This is a genomic window from Brevibacterium sp. SMBL_HHYL_HB1, from assembly GCF_018208375.1.
Taxonomy (GTDB): Bacteria; Actinomycetota; Actinomycetes; order Actinomycetales; family Brevibacteriaceae; genus Brevibacterium; species Brevibacterium intestinavium.
On sequence record NZ_CP062936.1, the window covers coordinates 2,081,208 to 2,097,917 of the forward strand.

The window sequence follows — 16,710 nt, forward strand, 5'->3', positions numbered from 1 at the left end:
CACACCCGCCTCTTCCTCCGCTTCGTTCGCAGTCAGCACCGGCTGCCTCACGCTTGCAGTCTGTGTTGATAGTCTCTGTCGAGAATGTCAGACTGAACAAACTTTCAGTCACAGGGGCCGCGCAGACGCCGCGGACCGGCGATCGGCCCGAACAGCAGCGATCGAGAGCTCAGAAGAGGACGGATCCGATGAAGAGGAACCTGTACAACGACGACCACGAGGCCTTCCGAAGCTCGGTCGCGGCCTTCCTCGACCGTGAGGTCGTGCCGCACTTCGAGCAGTGGGAGGAGGACCACCTCGTCGATCGGCAGATGTGGCGCAGCGCCGCCCAGTCGGGAATCATCGGCATATCCATCCCCGAGGAGTTCGGCGGGAGCGGAGTCGCGGACTTCCGGTTCGAGATGATCCGTTCGGAGGAGATCGCCCGCCGCGGGGTCAGCGCGGCCACCAGCGGCTGGGGCGTGTCCGACGGCATCGTGCCCGGCTACCTCATCGAACTCGGCACTCAGGCTCAGAAGCAGAAGTATCTGACCGGGCTGACCTCGGGTGACATGATCGGCGCGATCGCCATGACCGAGCCGAATGCCGGCTCGGATCTGCAGAACATTACGACGAAAGCCGTTCGCGACGGCGACGACTGGGTCATCAACGGGGCGAAGACCTTCATCACCAACGGCATCCACTGCGACTTCGTCATCGTCGTCGCTCGCACCGATTTCGAGGCGAAGCCCTCTCAAGGCACCTCGCTGTTCATCGTCGACGCCGACGCGCCCGGTTTCGAGAAGGGCCGCAAGCTCAAGAAGCTCGGCATGGACGCCCAGGACACTGCCGAACTCTCGTTCTCCGACGTCCGCGTGCCGGCCGAGGCGCTCCTCGGCGAACTCAACCAGGGCTTCATCCACCTCATGGTCAACCTCCCCACCGAGCGCCTCCTCATCGGCTCGGGCTCCCTGGCCGCCGCCCGGGCGGCACTGGAGTGGACGGCCGAGTACGTCTTCGAACGCCCCGCCTTCGGTCAGACGATCGGCGACTTCCAGAACACTCGCTTCGAACTCGCCGAACTCGAGACCCGCGTCGACGCCTTCGAGGCATTCATCGACCGCTGCGCACTGGCCCTCAACGACGGTGAGCTCACCGCGGTGGACGCGGCGAAGGCCAAGTACCTCGGGTCCGACCTCGAGATCGAGGTCGTCAACCGCTGCCTGCAGCTCTTCGGCGGCTACGGCTACATGCTCGAGTTCCCCATCGCCCGCGCCTACAAGGACAATCGCATCCAGGCGATCTTCGGCGGCGCGAACGAGGTCATGAAGGAGCTCATCGGTCGCGACATCGCCAAGCGCCACCGCAAACGCTGAGACCTGCCGGGGATCACTGATCCGCGACGTCGAGGACGACCTTGCCCATCACGGAGCGATCGTCGAGCTCCCTGATCGCCGAGGCGGCTTCGGCCAGCGGATACCTCGCGTGGATGAGCGGACTCAGCCTGCCGGCGGCGACGTGTTCCCGAAGCGCCTCCCACTGCCTGGCGATGAGAGTGGGGTCGCCGAGGGTCGCAGCGCCCCAGGCCACTCCGTCGACCGAGATGTTCTTCAGCAGCAGCCTGTTGACCTTGATCGAGGGGATCTCGCCGGCGGTGAAACCGAGAACCAGCAGACGCCCGAACGGCGCGAGCACACGGGTGGAGTCGGTGAAACGATCACCTCCGACCGGATCGAAGACATAATCGACCCCGCGCGGACAGATCTCCTTGGCCGCATCCTTGAAGCCATCGGCCCTGACCACATGCGTCGCCCCGAGGCCTTGCACCGCTTCGGCCTTCGCCTCGGTCGAGACGACCGCGACGACCTCGAGGCCCATGGCCAGGCCCACCTGCACCGCAGCCGACCCCAGGCCGCCGGCGGCACCGTGGACGAGCACGCTCTGCCCGGGTCGGGCGCCGGCGCGCACCCGGAGGGCGAAGTCCGCGGTGAGCACGTTCATCGGTATGCCAGCGCTCTGGGCGAGACCGACGGTGTCCGGCAGAGCCATCGTCGACGCGTCATCGGCGACGAGGTATTCGGCGAAGGTGCCGACTCCGGTGATCGCGGCGACCCGGTCACCGACGGAGAACCGGGAGCCCGGTCCTGCCTCGGCGACGATGCCCGAGGCCTCGGAGCCGAGGACGAAGGGCAGCTCGTGCTTCGTCTGGTACAAGCCCCGGGTCTGCAGGAGTTCGGGAAAGGTCACACCCGCGCAGGCGACTTCGATGAGGACCTGCTCGGGGCCGGGGCTCGGGCGCTCCACCTCGGCGAGTTCGACATCGTCGGGACCGGTCAGAGCAGTGACGCGAATGGCTTTCATGATGTCCTCACTGTCGTTGTCGGGCCGGCGACCGATGATCGCCTCACAGCGGCGATGGACCAATCCCTATCACATCCGCCACGGTGACGGGGATCACTTCCATGGCTTGACTCCCCTGCTGGTCTTGAATACTGTGAATTCTACTGAACGATTGTTCACTCGGGAAGGTCAAGGATGACACAGACACCGGCAGGGTTCGACGCGCAGAGCATCGGCAGATGGATCGAGCAGAGATTCGGGATCGACGACTTCGATGTCGAAGTCATGTCCATCGGTCGGTCGAACCTCACGTTCACCATCACCGTCGACGGCAGTCCGCGCTGGGTGCTGCGTCGCCCGCCGCTGGGCCACGAGGGCGGCAGCGCCCACAATGTCGCCCGTGAGGGCCGGATCATGGCGGCCCTGTCCGACAGTGCGGTCCCGGTGCCGAACGTGCTCGAGATCGTCGACGATGCCGAGGTCCTCGACGTGCCCTTCGTCTTCATGGACCACTGCCCGGGGTTCGCGATCAACACGGCCGAGGACTGGGCGCGGATCCCCGACGGGCCCGGACCGGACGACAAGCGCTCCTGTGCGTTCGGCATGATCGACACCCTCGCCGCCATCCATGCCGTCGACATCGACGAGGTGGGTCTGGCCGATCTGCGTCGACCCGGAGGCCTCATCGAACGCCAGCTGCGACGGTGGCTCGGCCAGGTCGAGCAGATCGCGATGCGTGAGACTCCGATGATCCACGAAGTCCACGACGTCCTGCTGAAGTCGATGCCCGATCCCGCGGGCAGCCCGGTGGGGATCGCCCACGGGGACTTCAAACCCAACAACCTCATCTTCTCGGACAGCGGGTCGGTCAACGCCGTCGTCGACTGGGAGCTGACCGCCGTCGGTGAGGTGCTCACCGACCTCGGCTACTTCATCGCCATGCTCACCGTGCCCGAGGAGTACACGAGCATCTGGGTGCCCACTGTCGAGGACGGCTTCCCTGCCACCGATGAGCTGATCGCCCGCTACCAGGAGGTCAGCGGCCACGAAGTCCACGACGTCGGCTACTACTCGGCCTTCGCGATGTGGAAGCTCGCCTGCATCCGCGAAGGCGTCTACACCCGGCTCGCGACCGGGAAGATGGGCGATCTCGACCTCGATCCGGAGGTCGCCGGTGCCGGTGTGGAAAATCTCGCGCAGCAGGCGCTGACCCTGCTGGAGCAGGCATGATCGACGGCGCCCGGATCATCGTCACCGGCGCCGCCGGTGGCATCGGCGCAGCCTTGGCCGCCGAGCTGATCACCCGTGGCGCCTCGGTCGTCCTCGCCGATCTGTCCGCCTCCGTGACCGAGACCGCACAGCGCCTGGCCTCGGATCATCCGGCGGCCTCCGATGGCGATGGGCCGCGCGCTCACGCCTGGATCGGGGACGCGGCCTCGGTCGCAGGCATCGGCGAGCTCGTCTCCTTCGCCGACGGCCGCCTCGGCGGGGTCGATATGTACTTCGCCAACGCCGGGGTCATCGGTCCGGCCATGCTCGGGGACTCCGATGCCGACTGGGATGCGATCATCGACGTCAACCTGCGGGCCCATGTCCGCGCCGCCCAGCTGCTCATCCCCCGCTGGCAGGAGGCCGGGTCCGGCTATTTCGTCGCGACCTCCTCGGCCGCAGGGCTGCTGACGCAGATCGGTTCGGCGGCGTACTCGGTGACCAAGCACGCCTCGCTCGGTTTCGCCGAATGGCTGTCGGTGACCTACCGGGACGAGGGCATCCGGGCCTCGGTGGTCTGCCCCATGGGAGTGAACACGAACCTGCTGGACTCCGCCGCCGGTGACGGCGGGGCGCAACGGGCCGTGACACAGGCCGGCTCGGTCCTCGAACCCGCCGAGGTCGCCGCCGTCGTCGTCGATGCGGTGGAGCGCGAGGAGTTCCTCATCCTGCCCCACCCCGAAGTCCTCGAGATGTACCGCATGAAGGGCAGCGACTACGATCGTTGGCTTCGCGGAATGTCCCGCTATCAGTCCCGTTTGAACGAGCAGTGAGGAGAATGCACGTGTTGGAGACCACCGAACGCGGCCGTGAATACCAGGATCGGCTGAACGCCTTCATGGCCGAGTTCGTCTACCCTGCCGAGCCCGTCTATGCCGAACAGATGGCGGCCACGGCCAGTCCGCACACGCAGCCGCCGGTCCTCGAGGATCTCAAGGCGGAGGCGAAGAGGCAGGGACTGTGGAATCTGTTCCATCCGCATCCGGAGTGGGGCCCGGGTCTGACGAACTTCGAATACGCCCCGCTGGCCGAGATCACCGGCCGCAGCATCGAGATCGCCCCCGAGGCGATCAACTGCAATGCTCCGGACACGGGCAATATGGAGGTCCTCACCCTCTTCGGCACCGATGAGCACAAGGAGAAGTACCTGCGCCCGCTGCTCGAGGGCACGATGGCCTCGGCATTTGCGATGACCGAACCGGATGTGGCCAGCTCCGATGCCACGAACGTCGAGATGCGCATGGAACGCACAGCAGAGGGCTTCCTGCTCAACGGGCGGAAATGGTTCGCCTCCAACGGCATGCACCCGAACTGCCGCGTGCTCATCGTCATGGGCAAGACCGACCCCACCGCCGAGGTGCACCGTCAGCAGTCCATGCTCGTCGTGCCCATCGATGCTCCCGGAGTGAGGGTGGTGCGCAATCTGCCCGTCTTCGGCTATGCCGACCGAGAGGGCCACGCCGAGATCGTCTTCGAGGATGTGCTGGTGCCCTTCAAGGACGTGCTCAAGGGTGAGGGCGAAGGCTTCGCCATCAGTCAGGCACGACTGGGTCCCGGGCGCATCCACCACTGCATGCGCGCCATCGGAGTCGCCGAGCGGGCCCTCGAGCTCATGGTCAAGCGCGCCGAGGAGCGGGTGACCTTCGGGGAGAAGCTCTCGAGTCGGGCGAACATCCAGGATTGGATCGCCGAGTCCCGAATCGAGATCGACCAGGCCCGACTGCTCACCCTGCACACCGCGGACATGATGGACAGGTACGGCAACAAGGTCGCGAAGAACGCGATCGCCGAGATCAAGGTCGTCGCCCCCTCGATGGCGCTCAAGGTCCTCGATCGGGCGATCCAGATCCACGGCGGAGGCGGTGTCACCGACGACTTTCCGCTGGCGAGGTTCTGGGCTCATATGCGCACTCTGCGCCTGGCCGACGGCCCCGACGAAGTGCACAGGCGCTCCATCGCGCGCAACGAGATCAAGAAGCACCGCTGACGGACAGGGCCCGCCCGCTTCAAAGAAGCACCACACGAGAGAGGATGTTCAATGACGAACAGCTGGTTCGAGACACGACCATGGATCGCAACGCTGGGTGAGGTCGCCCAGAAACCCTATGTGCTCGAGGACTCCACCCCTCTGGCCGACCTCGCCGCGACCGTTGAGGCCCGCGGAGACGCGGAGGCCATCAGCTACTACGGTTTCACGCTGACCTGGAAGGAGTTCGACCGCTGGTCGACTGCCTTCGCCGCCTTCCTCGCAGAGCAGGGGGTCAGGCCCGGAGACCGGATCGGCATCTACGAGCAGAACACACCCGCCTTCGCGATCTCGACCTATGCGATCTGGAAGGCCGGTGGCGCTGTCGTCCCGCTCAACCCCATGTATCGCGGCGAGCTCGAACACATCTTCACCGATGCGCAGGTCACAGGCCTCATCGTCTCGAAGGCCGCCTATCTCGATCGGGTCGAGAACTATGCGACCGGGCTTCCGCTCGTCGTCCTCAGCGATGATCGGAGCTTCCAGACGGACGGGCCCGAGGCGATCTTCTCGATGTTCGAAGCGCTGCCGGAGGTGCCCGGTCTCCCGGACTTCGAAACGGCCGCCCGCGATCACCTCGACACCGACTTCACCCCGCACTCACCGGCCGTCGATGACCTCGCGCTCATCGCGTACACCTCGGGGACTTCGGGCCGCTCGAAGGGCGCGGCGGCGACCCACGCCAACGTCTCGAGCAATTCACGGTACTGCCTGCGCAATTCGGTGCTCGGGCCCGGCGACGGCTATGTCTCCCTCGCCCCGCTGTTCCACATCACCGGATTCATCTGCCAGTTCCTCGCCGCCGTTGCCGGTGGGGCGCGGCTGATCCTCAACTATCGGTTCGAGCCGGGTTCGCTCATCGCGCTGTGCGATGAGCAGAAGCCGGCGTACATGGCCGGACCGGCGACCGTCTACACGGCGATGATGGCCCACCCTGATTTCGACGCCGAGAAGTTCGCTTCGTTCAAGTCCCTGATGTCCGGCGGTGCGCCGCTGCCCGAGGGCTTGGTCAGGAAGTTCGAGCAGCGTGCGGGCATCTACGTCGGCCAGGGCTACGGACTGTCGGAGACCTGCGCTCAGGTCGCGACCGTCCCGCACGGATTCCAGGCACCCGTGGATCCCGACAGCGGCAACCTCGCCTGCGGCCTTCCCCAGCCGGACGTCCTGATCCGCATCCTCGACGACGACGGCGAACCGGTCGGGCCGGGCGAAGTCGGTGAGGTCGCGGTCTCCGGCCCTCAGGTCGTACGCGAGTACCTCAACAATGCGCAGGCCACCGCCGAGCAGATCCCGAACGGCGAACTGCGCACCGGAGATGTCGGATTCATGCGCGAAGACGGGTGGCTGTTCATCGTCGACCGGAAGAAGGACATGATCAACGCCTCCGGCTTCAAGGTCTGGCCCCGTGAGGTCGAGGACGTCCTCTACACCCATCCGGCCGTCCAGGAGGTCGCGGTCGTCGGCATCCCCGACGAGTACCGCGGCGAGGACGTCGCCGCCTTCGTCACCCTGCATCCGGACGCCGAGGCAGACGCCGAGGAGATCATGAGCTTCTGCCGTGCCCGTCTCGCCTCGTACAAGGCTCCCCATCGGGTGACGTTCATCGATCAGCTGCCGAAGACGAGTTCGGGCAAGATCCTGCGCCGGACCATCCGCGCCGAGGCGGTCGAAGCCGCCGAGGCAGCGCGGGAGGCGGCCGCCTCGGCCAGGAAGGCGACGACAGCCGGAGAAGCCGCGGCGTCTGCCGAATGAGCTGGCCGTCGGCAGGTCTGCTGCCGGTCAGGGTATCCGCGAGGCGGGATAACGGTCGGCCTCGCTGAGGATCTCGGGTGTCAGGTCCTCGTCTTCGACGATGCTCGTCATCTCCCAGCGCTGGTGAACCGGACAGCGCTGCAGGCGATAGACGCCCAGACGGATCGATTTGACTGACACCAATGGGAGCCACCGCGTCCTGTAGTGCCCTCCCCGGGTGCAGCGAACGATGACCTCATCCTTGTAGGTTCCCTCAGTCATGGCTCCACGTCAGCTCATGCCTCCTTGTCGGCCGGAACGCTCATGCCAGGCTCACGGTCTCGGCGCCGCCGATGGCCCCGAAGCGACCGGGCTGGCAGGTGAGCAGGATGACCTGCGCGTTCCGACCGACATTGCCGAGGATGACATTGAGAGCGGCCAGCCGCTTCTCATCGGCGAAGCCGAATGCGTCGTCGAGGATGACCGGGGCGCCTGAGCTCTCATCGACCAGAGTCGCCACGGCGAGCCGACCGATCAGTGCCAGCTGCTCCTTCGTCCCGCCGGACAGTGAGTCGAAGGCCACGGTCCGTCCGTTGAGTGTGCGCGAGACGATCTCGAGGTCTTCGGAGATCTCGACCGACAGATCCTGGCCGAAGATCACTCGCCCCAGCCTCTCGATCTGTTCTTTGAACGGGGCCACGTACTTCCGTTGGGCCTCTTCCTTGTGGGCGAGCACCGTCTCACGCAGCAGCCCGATCGCATCGGCCTGCCGGCGCAGGCGAGTCAACCGCGAGCGCAGGGACTCCAGTGTCTCCTCTGCGTCTTTGAGCTTGTCGTAGATGCCCTCCCCCGCACGGTCGTCGATGAGCGCAGCCAGCCGGTCGACCTCCTGGCGGTCGGATTCCTGCTGCTTCTGCTTGCTCTCGAGAAGCCCGCGGGCGTTCTGCAGCCGCATCTCCAAGGTCTCCGGATCAGAGGCTTGATACCGCGCGCGGGCCGAGGCGACGGCTTCTTCGCGTTCCTGTGCCTGAGCCTTCGCCTCGGTCACGCGCTCGTCGAGCGACTCGTCGGAGTTCGACTCCCGGTCGGCGGCCAGGCGCGCGTTCAGATTCTGCGCTGTCGTCGTCGCCTGTTCGTGGGTCGTCTGCGCCCGAACGGCTGCCACCCGAGCCTCGTCCCGGTTGGTCCGAGAGCGCTCGAGAGCCTCTCGCGCGGTGTCGACGGCCTCCTGTGCGGCATCGACGGCTGCGGCGGTCGATTCGACAGCGGTTTCGAGCTCGTCGATCCCGGCCGGTTCCGTCCCCGGCTCACTCGATTCCGCAGATTCTCCCGCCAGGTGCTCGGCTCGTGACAGTGCGGTATCGAGTTCGGCCCGATCATCGCTGCCGATGAGCACGCGCAGGGTCGAGTTGGCCTCCGCCAGCACCGCCTCGGCACTGGCGCGCTCTTCGGCTCGGTGACGTGCCTGGTCGAGGGATTCGACGCCGAGGCGCTCCAGTTCGGCATCGAGGTCGGCCTGCGCCGATTCGACGGCTCGGTCGAGTTCGGCCGGGGACTGGCCGGGGCGGACGGTGATGTCGACGACCGAGTCGATGTGGACCCTCATGTCCTTGACGACGGCGAACTCCTCCGCAGTGTCGTCGGGGAGGGCCGTCCCATCGACGCTGACTTCGGTGTCGCCGAGCCGCCGGGCCACGATCTGGGCGGCAGCTGCGGTCCTCGCATTCTCCGCGATGCGCACTTCGGTGACCAGATCGCTCAAGCCTTCGACGTCCTCGGCGCTGACGGTGATCGACTCGATCGTCGCTTGCGCTTCGACCGCTCTGCGTTCCTGTTCGCGGATGTTCGTCAAGCGCTTGCGCAGTTCGCTGACTTCTCGGCGGGCACGGGCCTGAGCCAGTGCGGCGGAGGCGGACTTCGCATCCGCGCGGGCCCGGTCGAGCTCGGTCTGCTTCGCTTCGAGCGCCTTCTTCGCCGCGGAGAAGTCGGCGTCGCGCTCCCGCTGGGAGGCCACGAGCTTATCGAGCGCCTCCTCGGCTGCCTGCACCGTCTCCTCGGCAGCGGTCGCTTCGGAGACGAGGGCGAGCCTGCGGTCCCTGGCCTCCTCGGCTCTCTGCTGTTCGCGTCCCGCCGATTCGGCCAGCTCCACCGCCCGGTCGAGTTCGGTCCGCAGTCCGGACACCGCCTTCGCCGCCTCTTCGACCTCGTCGAGTTCGGTGACGGCCGAACTCAGTTGGGCACGCACGGACTCCAGCCGTTCGGTGGCTCGCGCATGTCTGTCGACGAAGGCGTCGAGTTCCCTGCTGCGTTCGTCGAGCTCACCGAAGCGTTCCTCGGCGGCCGGAAGCTCCTCGGCGAGTTTCCTCAGCTCCCCCGTCGGTTTGCCCTTGGCCGTGAAGTACTTCAGGTACTCGGTCTCGACCCGGTCGAGGAAGGCGTCATGATCGGCCGGTTCCTCCCCTGATTCATTCAATGCTCCGTGCAGGGCTTTGATCTCGGCCAGCGGCGCCTGGGCCAGGCTTCTGCCCTGGGCCACGTCGAGGGCGTCGAGCAGGTCGACGTCGATGGTGTCGTCGAGGATGCTGAGGAACCGTTCGTGGGCCTCGTCGCCGCTGATCTGCTCAGGGACGGGCTTCAGGATGTTCAGCTCGGTGAAGGGCTGCCTCAGCCAGCGTTTGCGGTACCGGACCTCGTACTCTCCCGTGCTCAGGTGCAGTTCGACCTGGGGTCCGACATCGGAGCCGACCGGCTGGGTGTCCTTGACGCTGGCTTTCCGCGACCCGGCCTTGTCCGTGCGCAGCTGTGTGATGGCCTGGTGGATCGAGGACTTGCCGATCTCGTTCGGGCCTTCGACGATCGTCACGCCGGAGCCGAAGTCGACGGTGGCATCCGTGATGCCGCGGTAGTCGACGAGGGTGATGGAATGGAGTCTCATGAACCGCTCCTGGCGAATCGGTAGAGCAGGCCCAGGGCGTCCTGGGCGGTGGTCGCCGTCTCGTCGTCGGCCGTGGCACGGGCGGAGAGCTCATCGAGCGTGTCCTGCAGATATCCACTCAGGCCCAGATCGGCGAAGTCCTCATCGGCGGCGATGACGGCCAGATCCATGTGTCGCTCCCATAGGGAGACGAGGGCGAACAGATCGGTGAAATGGTCGAGGACCTCGTCGAGGCGGGCCTTCGCAGCCGTCGGCAGGGTCCCGCGCAGGATGAGCCAGAGCGCGGTCCGGTCCTTATCCGCCACAGAGTTCATCCGCTGTTCGAGTTCGGCCACATCCGCGGCCGAGTTGAGATCGGCCTCGATGACCGAGAAGGCCCAGGTGCCGACCGTGATCTTCTCGACCAGGCATTCATGCGTGTCCTCATCGATGTCGACGACGAGGACGTTGCCCGGGTCGTCCTCTCGCCGCGAGGTCACCTCCGGTGCCCCGGGGTACCAGATCCTCTCGGCGACCTCATAGGTCGCGTGCCTGTCGCCGAGGGCGACGAACTGGGCCCGGTCCTCGCGCAGCAGGGTCCGCAGACGGTCGGTGTCGATCGTGGCCAGGGATTCCCTGTCGGGGTCGAGGACGCTCACGGCACCGTGGCCGGCGATGATGCGCACGGCGCCGGGGGTCACCTCGGCGAGGTCCGTCGTCGCCGCTGCGACGAGGTCGCCTTGCGGGTGCTTGGAGAACCACGGGGCCCCGATGACCTCGACGCCGGGGACGGGCTCGAACGGTTCGCTGTCTCTGAGCACATGGACATGGGCGGGCACGCGGGAGACGAACGCCGGGGAGTCATAGATCGACGAGGCGTCCAGCGGATCGTGGTTGCCCGGGAGCAGGACGACGGGAACGGTGAAGGAGGCGAGGACCTCGAAGGTGCGGGCGATGATCGCCCGGTCGAGCTGGTTGGTCTCGAAGACGTCCCCGCACACGAGGACGAAGTCCGCGCCCTTCGCAGCGGCCGTTTCGCCGATGCGAGCGACGGCGTCGAGTCGGGCACGGTGAAACCGCGGGCGGGCCTCCTGGCTGAGGTAGTGCGCGGTCATGCCCAGCTGCCAGTCCCCCGTGGCGATGAATCTCATCTGCTCCTCCTCATGACATTCCCATCCTACGGTCGAGTGCCACCATATACGTCGGCACCGACATCAGTGGCGCACATCACACATCACACCGTCGGCGGCACCCTCACCTGGGCGAACACCACCCTAGGGCGAGCGCATCGGCCGATCGCTCCGGCAACGACATCTCAAGTGCGCGACCGGGCGGCCGTCATTAGGTTAGGCTAAGCATTTGTGAACTCCGCTGCTCTGACTGCCACCGACCTCACTCTCGGCTACGACCGGACTCCGGTCGTCCACGACGTGAGCGTGTCCATCACCCCGGGGGCGGTGACGGCGCTGCTGGGTCCCAACGGCTCGGGCAAGTCGACGGTCCTGAGGTCCCTGGCCCGTCTCCATCCGATCGCCTCCGGTGACGTGGTCGTCAGCACCGATGGTGCGCAGACGGCCTCGAGCGCTCTCAGCGCCAAGGAATTCGCCCGCAACGTCACGCTCCTGTCCCAGTCCCGTCCGCATCCGTCCGGCGTCAGCGTCCGCGAGATCGTCGCCTACGGCCGCCACCCGCACCGCAGACGCTTCGCCGCTCTCACCGACGCCGATCGGACGGCCATCACCCGTGCGCTCGAGCTGACCGGCACCGATCGGATGGCCGATCGGCCCGTCGATCAGCTCTCCGGCGGCGAGCTGCAGCGTGTCTGGCTGGCGACCTGCCTGGCCCAGGACACCGGTGTGCTGCTGCTCGACGAACCGACGAATCACCTCGACCTGCGCTACCAGGCGGAGATCCTCGACCTCATGCGCGAACTCGCCGATGACCACGGCATCGCCGTCGGCGTCGTCCTCCACGATCTCGGACATGCGGCCGCGGTGGCCGACCACGTGGTCCTGCTCGATCGGGGCCGCATCCGCTCGGTCGGCACCTGCGAGGACGTCTTCACCGCCGATGTCCTCAGCGAGGTCTACGGGCTGCCCATGACCACCCGCATCGACGAGGACACGGGGCTGGTCAGGGTCGAGGCCCTGCATCGGCGGACCCGACGAGCCGCCGCCTCGAGCTGAACCGCGGAGACGGACCGATGCACTCGCCCACCCTGCACCATTTCGACGATCGACCGACAGAAGGAAGACCATGACCAGGACACGCCTGTCCATTGCCGCATTGACCTCGGCGACCGCGATCTGCGCTCTCGCCCTGACCGGGTGCGGAACCACCGACACCGAAGCCGATGCGCAGACGCAGTCGACGGCGTCGGCATCGTGTGCCGAGGAGACGAGCGCCTCGACGGGTCCGGTCTCCGTCACCGATGACACCGGTCACGAGATCTCGCTCGACGAACCGGCGGCGAAGGTCGTCTCCCTCGAATGGCAGTACACCGAGGATCTCCTCACCCTGTGCGTCGACCCGGTCGCCGTGGCCGATGCGAAGGGCTTCACCACCTGGGACACCGCGGAGGACCTGCCCGAGGGAACCACGGACGTCGGCACCCGCCAGGAGCCCAATGTCGAGTCGATTCTCTCGGCCGACCCGGACCTGGTGATCATCGAGACGACGAACCGCGACGACAAGATCGTCGGTCAGCTCGAGGACCAGGACATACCGGTCATGGCGATGGCCGGGGCCGACGCCGAGGATCCCGTGAAGTATATGAAGGACACCTTCGCCACCGTCGCCGAGGCGACCGGACGCACCGAGCGGGCCGAGTCCGTTCTCGCCGACTTCGACGCCAAGGTCAGCGAGTCGAAGGAGGCCCTCGCCGAGGCCGATGTGGCCACCGAGGAGTTCGTCTACTTCGACGGGTGGGTCAACGGCTCGAACGTCGCCATCCGCCCCTTCGGCCAGGGATCGCTGCTGGGCGAGCTCGGTGAGGAGCTGGGTCTGAAGAACGCGTGGACCGGCGAGGTCGACCCGGCCTACGGTCTGGGCCAGACCGACGTCGAGGGCATCTCGAAGGTCGGCGACGCGAACCTCTTCTACACCGGCACCGACGATCCCGAGTCCGAGGACTACGTCGAGCTGCTGGAGAGCAACGACATCTGGGCGAACATCCCCGCCGTCAAGGACGATCGCACCTACGCGTTCCCGGCCGGCATCTGGACCTTCGGTGGGCCCAAGTCCGCCGAACAGGCCCTCGACGTCTACGTCGACGCCCTGACGAAGTAGTCCTCGACCGTGCCCACGACGATGTCCCTGACCGCAGCCGCGGACGCGGCCGGGCAGACCCCTGGCTTCCGCCGTGGCGGAGGGGTCGTCGACGCGGTCTCGGCCGCCGTGGTCCTGCTCGGGCTCCTCGTCGTCCTCGCCATGGTCTCGGCCTGGCACATCACTCAGGGCACATCGGGAATCGGCGTCCGGGACCTGATCGCGGCGATGACCGGCACGGCCTCCCCCGCCGAGGCGGGCCCGAGCGTCCGTGACATCCTGCTCGGATCCCGCCTGCCGCGGGTGGGTGCGGGCATCCTCGTCGGCATCGCCCTGGGTGTGGCCGGTGCCCTGTTCCAGTCCTTGGCCCGCAACCCCCTGGCCTCGCCGGACACGCTCGCGGTCACCGGCGGCTCCTATTTCGCCGTCACCGTGGTCACGGCCTTCGGCATCGCTCTGCCGGTCTGGGCCACCGGCGGGGTCGCCTTCGTCGGCGGCCTGGCCGCGGCGGCCCTCGTGCTCGGTCTCGCCGGCGGTGCGGCGGCCTCGACGACCCGACTCGTCCTCGCCGGCACGGCCACGGCCATGGCCCTGCAGGCCGGGACCTCGACGCTGCTGATCCTCTTCGCCGAGGAGACGACGAGTCTGTACTCCTGGGGGTCGGGAACGCTCAATCAGCTCGACGGCACCGCCGCCGTCCGCGCCATCCCCGTCATCGGTCTCATCTTCGTCGCGGCGGTCCTGCTCTCCCGTCGCCTCGACCTGCTCAGCCTCGGCGACGACGCGGCCTCGGTGCTCGGCGTGCGGATCCGTTCGACCCGGGCCATCGGGATCCTGCTGGCCGTCGTCCTCACCGCCACAGCGGTGACTCTGGCCGGACCGATCGGCTTCGTCGGGCTCTGCTCCCCGGTCATCGCCCGCCTGCTGTCCCGGCCGGTTCCCGTGCTGGCCAAGCATGCCGTGCTCATTCCGGTCACGGCGATCACCGGCGCGATCATCGTCATCGTCGCCGATGCACTGCTGCGCGAAGTCATCGGCGCCACCGAGGCGATCACCCTGCCGGCGGGGGTGACGACGACGATCTTCGGCGCCATCCTCCTCGTCGTCCTCGCTCGGTCCATGCGCACCGCGGGCCCCGCACAGGCCACCTCGGCGGCACGCTCCCGAGTGGACGGCCGGCGGCGGGCGATCATCGTCATCGCCTGCGGATGCCTGTTCGTCGCCGCCGCCGCGATCATCGCGCTGCTGTCCGGGGACCGCTTCTACCTCCTCGGCGATGTCGCTCTGTGGCTCAGCGACCGGGCCGCACCGGTCATCGACTTCGCCCTCGACTCCCGCGCTCCCAGGGTCGCGGCGGCGCTGGCGGCCGGGGCCGCCCTCGCACTGTCCGGCACCCTCGTCCAGGCCAGTGCCCGCAATCCGCTGGCCGAACCCGGCCTGCTCGGCATCACCGGCGGGGCCGGCCTCGGCGCGGTCATCGTGACCACGATCGTCCCGGGTGCCACCGTCGTCCTGATCTCCACCGTCGGGATCGTCGCGGCCCTGCTGGCCTTCGGCCTCGTCTACGCCCTGGCCTGGCGGGGCGGGATGAACACGGACCGACTCGTGCTCGTGGGCATCGGCATGTGGTACGGGTTCACGGCCCTGACCACGCTCTTCCTCATCCGGGCCGATCCTTGGGACACCCCCGCCCTGTTCACCTGGCTGTCCGGGTCGACCTACGGCAGGGTGTGGGCCGATGTCGCGCCCGTGGCCCTAGGGCGTGTCTGATAAATTTCCCGGCGGGATTCTGAAACCCTGGAATCGTGTCTCGATTCCAACTACTCACTGATGACCAATGGGCTCTCATCGCCGACTACCTCCCGGCACCGACCGGCCGACGAGGCCGCCCGTTCTCCGATCCCCGACAGATGATCGAGGGCATCATCTACCGCTACCGCACCGGTATCGCCTGGCGCGATCTGCCCGAGACCTTCGGCAAATGGCAGACTGTGTGGACCTGGCACCGCCGCCTCGCCGCCGACGGCACCTGGGATGCCATCCACCAGGCTCTGACTGCCCACGCGGCAAAGAATGACAAAGTCGACTTCACCGTCTCAGTCGACTCCACGATCGCTCGCGCACACCAACACGCGACGAACATCAGCCGCGTAAAAAAGGGACTCGTCGAATTACAAGGATCTGGCCACAGAGTCGCCTGACCACGCCTTCGGCCGCTCCCGCGGAGGCTTGTCGACAAAGATTCATCAGCTCGTCGATGGCCACGGGCTGCCGTTGGTGTCGATCTGCACCGCCGGCCAGGACGGCGACAGCCCGATGCTCGCTCCGCTGCTGGAGAACCTTCAGGTCGGTCGGCGCACCCGTCCAGACGCGGTCCTCGGTGACAAGGCCTACTCATCGAGAGCGAATCGGTCACTGCTGCGGTCGCGGAAGATCGAGGCCGTCATCTCCGAACCGTCCGATCAGAAAGGTCATCGGCTCCGGCGAGGATCAAAGGGTGGTCGTCCGCCGAAGTTCGACGCGATCAAGTACAAGGGTCGCAATGTCATCGAGCGCGGTTATGCCCGTTTGAAGCAGTGGCGAGGACTGGCCACTCGTTACGACAAACTCGCCGTCGTCTATCGAGCCGCTGTCGTGCTCAACGGTGTCATTGCTTGGTTACAGCATTTATCAGACACGCCCTAGTGCTCGTCATCGCGATCCCGCTGGCATTCGTGTGGACCCGGGAGCTCGACCTGCTCGCCCTCGACGACGATACGCCGAGGCTGGTCGGCATCGCCCGCGAACCCGTCCGCCTCGGGGTGCTCGTCACCGCGGCGGTGCTCGCCGCCGTCAGCGTCTCGGCCGTCGGGGTCGTCGGCTTCATCGGCCTCGTCGCCCCGCATGCGGCTCGCGCGCTCGTCGGGGCCCGGCATCGTCGGGTCGTGCCGGTGGCGATCCTGCTCGGAGCCGGTGGGCTCATCGCCGCCGATACGATCGGCCGCACGGTCATCGCTCCGGCGCAGGTCCCCGCCGGCCTCATCGTCGCCCTCATCGGCGCGCCCTACTTCGTCTATCTGCTGGCGCGGACGAGGGCCTGAGTCCGAACCTTCGTTCGCAGAGCGCCGTGTGGGTCGTTGTCGGATGCCCACAGTGGAAACCTCCCAGTTTTGTGGCAAGTCGAATTGCAGGGGCGGAATTTCAG

General features: G+C 67.0%; 13 protein-coding genes and 1 pseudogene. 10 read left to right on the plus strand and 4 right to left on the minus strand.

The window, feature by feature from the left end:
* The first annotated feature begins 188 nt into the window (after positions 1–188).
* Positions 189–1,355 (plus strand): acyl-CoA dehydrogenase family protein, encoded by a 1,167-nt coding sequence (locus IG171_RS09680; protein WP_212131429.1) that lies wholly within the window; start codon positions 189–191, stop codon positions 1,353–1,355.
* A gap of 13 nt (positions 1,356–1,368) precedes the next feature.
* Here the strand turns inward: IG171_RS09680 and IG171_RS09685 are convergent, their stop codons facing one another.
* Positions 1,369–2,340 carry an NADPH:quinone oxidoreductase family protein gene (locus IG171_RS09685; RefSeq protein ID WP_212131430.1) on the minus strand — a complete coding sequence of 324 codons (972 nt, stop codon included), beginning with the start codon at positions 2,338–2,340 and terminating at the stop codon, positions 1,369–1,371.
* Positions 2,341–2,514: 174 nt separating this feature from the next.
* Between IG171_RS09685 and IG171_RS09690 the strand changes: the two genes are divergently transcribed.
* The 4 genes from IG171_RS09690 to IG171_RS09705 are packed head-to-tail and all read left to right on the plus strand — an operon-like array spanning position 2,515 to position 7,366.
* Positions 2,515–3,549, plus strand: a complete 1,035-nt coding sequence (locus IG171_RS09690; protein WP_212131431.1) for a phosphotransferase family protein — start codon at positions 2,515–2,517, stop codon at positions 3,547–3,549.
* Positions 3,546–4,361, plus strand: coding sequence for an SDR family NAD(P)-dependent oxidoreductase (locus IG171_RS09695; protein ID WP_212131432.1), 816 nt, complete (start codon positions 3,546–3,548; stop codon positions 4,359–4,361). The genes IG171_RS09690 and IG171_RS09695 overlap by 4 nt, the downstream gene beginning before the upstream one ends.
* A gap of 11 nt (positions 4,362–4,372) precedes the next feature.
* On the plus strand, positions 4,373–5,575 hold the full coding sequence (locus IG171_RS09700) for an acyl-CoA dehydrogenase family protein (RefSeq protein WP_212131433.1): 1,203 nt from the start codon (positions 4,373–4,375) through the stop codon (positions 5,573–5,575).
* Positions 5,576–5,626: 51 nt separating this feature from the next.
* Positions 5,627–7,366 carry an AMP-binding protein gene (locus IG171_RS09705; RefSeq protein WP_212131434.1) on the plus strand — a complete coding sequence of 580 codons (1,740 nt, stop codon included), beginning with the start codon at positions 5,627–5,629 and terminating at the stop codon, positions 7,364–7,366.
* A gap of 27 nt (positions 7,367–7,393) precedes the next feature.
* Here IG171_RS09705 and IG171_RS09710 read toward each other — a convergent pair whose 3' ends face one another.
* From IG171_RS09710 to IG171_RS09720, 3 genes are read right to left on the minus strand one after another with little or no spacing between them, the layout of a single operon-like run.
* On the minus strand, positions 7,394–7,627 hold the full coding sequence (locus tag IG171_RS09710; protein ID WP_212131435.1) for a hypothetical protein: 234 nt from the start codon (positions 7,625–7,627) through the stop codon (positions 7,394–7,396).
* Between the two features lie 40 nt (positions 7,628–7,667).
* Entirely contained in the window at positions 7,668–10,280 is a 2,613-nt protein-coding gene (locus IG171_RS09715; protein WP_212131436.1) for an AAA family ATPase, read from the minus strand.
* Positions 10,277–11,410, minus strand: coding sequence for a metallophosphoesterase (locus IG171_RS09720; protein WP_212127279.1), 1,134 nt, complete (start codon positions 11,408–11,410; stop codon positions 10,277–10,279). Before IG171_RS09720 ends, IG171_RS09715 begins: the two co-directional genes overlap by 4 nt.
* Before the next feature lie 210 nt (positions 11,411–11,620).
* On the opposite strand from IG171_RS09720, the gene IG171_RS09725 reads away from it, so the two are divergent.
* The 5 genes and pseudogenes from IG171_RS09725 to IG171_RS09745 all read left to right on the plus strand — a co-directional run.
* Entirely contained in the window at positions 11,621–12,445 is an 825-nt protein-coding gene (locus IG171_RS09725) for an ABC transporter ATP-binding protein (protein WP_212127280.1), read from the plus strand.
* 70 nt (positions 12,446–12,515) lie between these two features.
* The gene (locus IG171_RS09730; protein WP_212127281.1) at positions 12,516–13,547 is read left to right on the plus strand and encodes an iron-siderophore ABC transporter substrate-binding protein; all 1,032 of its coding nucleotides are present in this window, start codon (positions 12,516–12,518) and stop codon (positions 13,545–13,547) included.
* Between the two features lie 9 nt (positions 13,548–13,556).
* On the plus strand, positions 13,557–15,296 hold the full coding sequence (locus IG171_RS09735) for an iron ABC transporter permease (protein ID WP_249203573.1): 1,740 nt from the start codon (positions 13,557–13,559) through the stop codon (positions 15,294–15,296).
* A 35-nt stretch (positions 15,297–15,331) separates the two neighbouring features.
* Positions 15,332–16,211, plus strand: a protein-coding gene (locus tag IG171_RS09740; RefSeq protein ID WP_212127282.1) for an IS5 family transposase whose coding sequence is annotated in 2 segments (ribosomal slippage) — positions 15,332–15,688 and positions 15,690–16,211 — 879 coding nt in all. Because the reading frame shifts where the segments join, the coding sequence is not laid out codon by codon here.
* Positions 16,208–16,606, plus strand: a pseudogene (locus IG171_RS09745) (iron chelate uptake ABC transporter family permease subunit); the annotation flags it as partial. The gene IG171_RS09740 and the pseudogene IG171_RS09745, both read left to right, overlap by 4 nt.
* Positions 16,607–16,710: the final 104 nt, after the last annotated feature.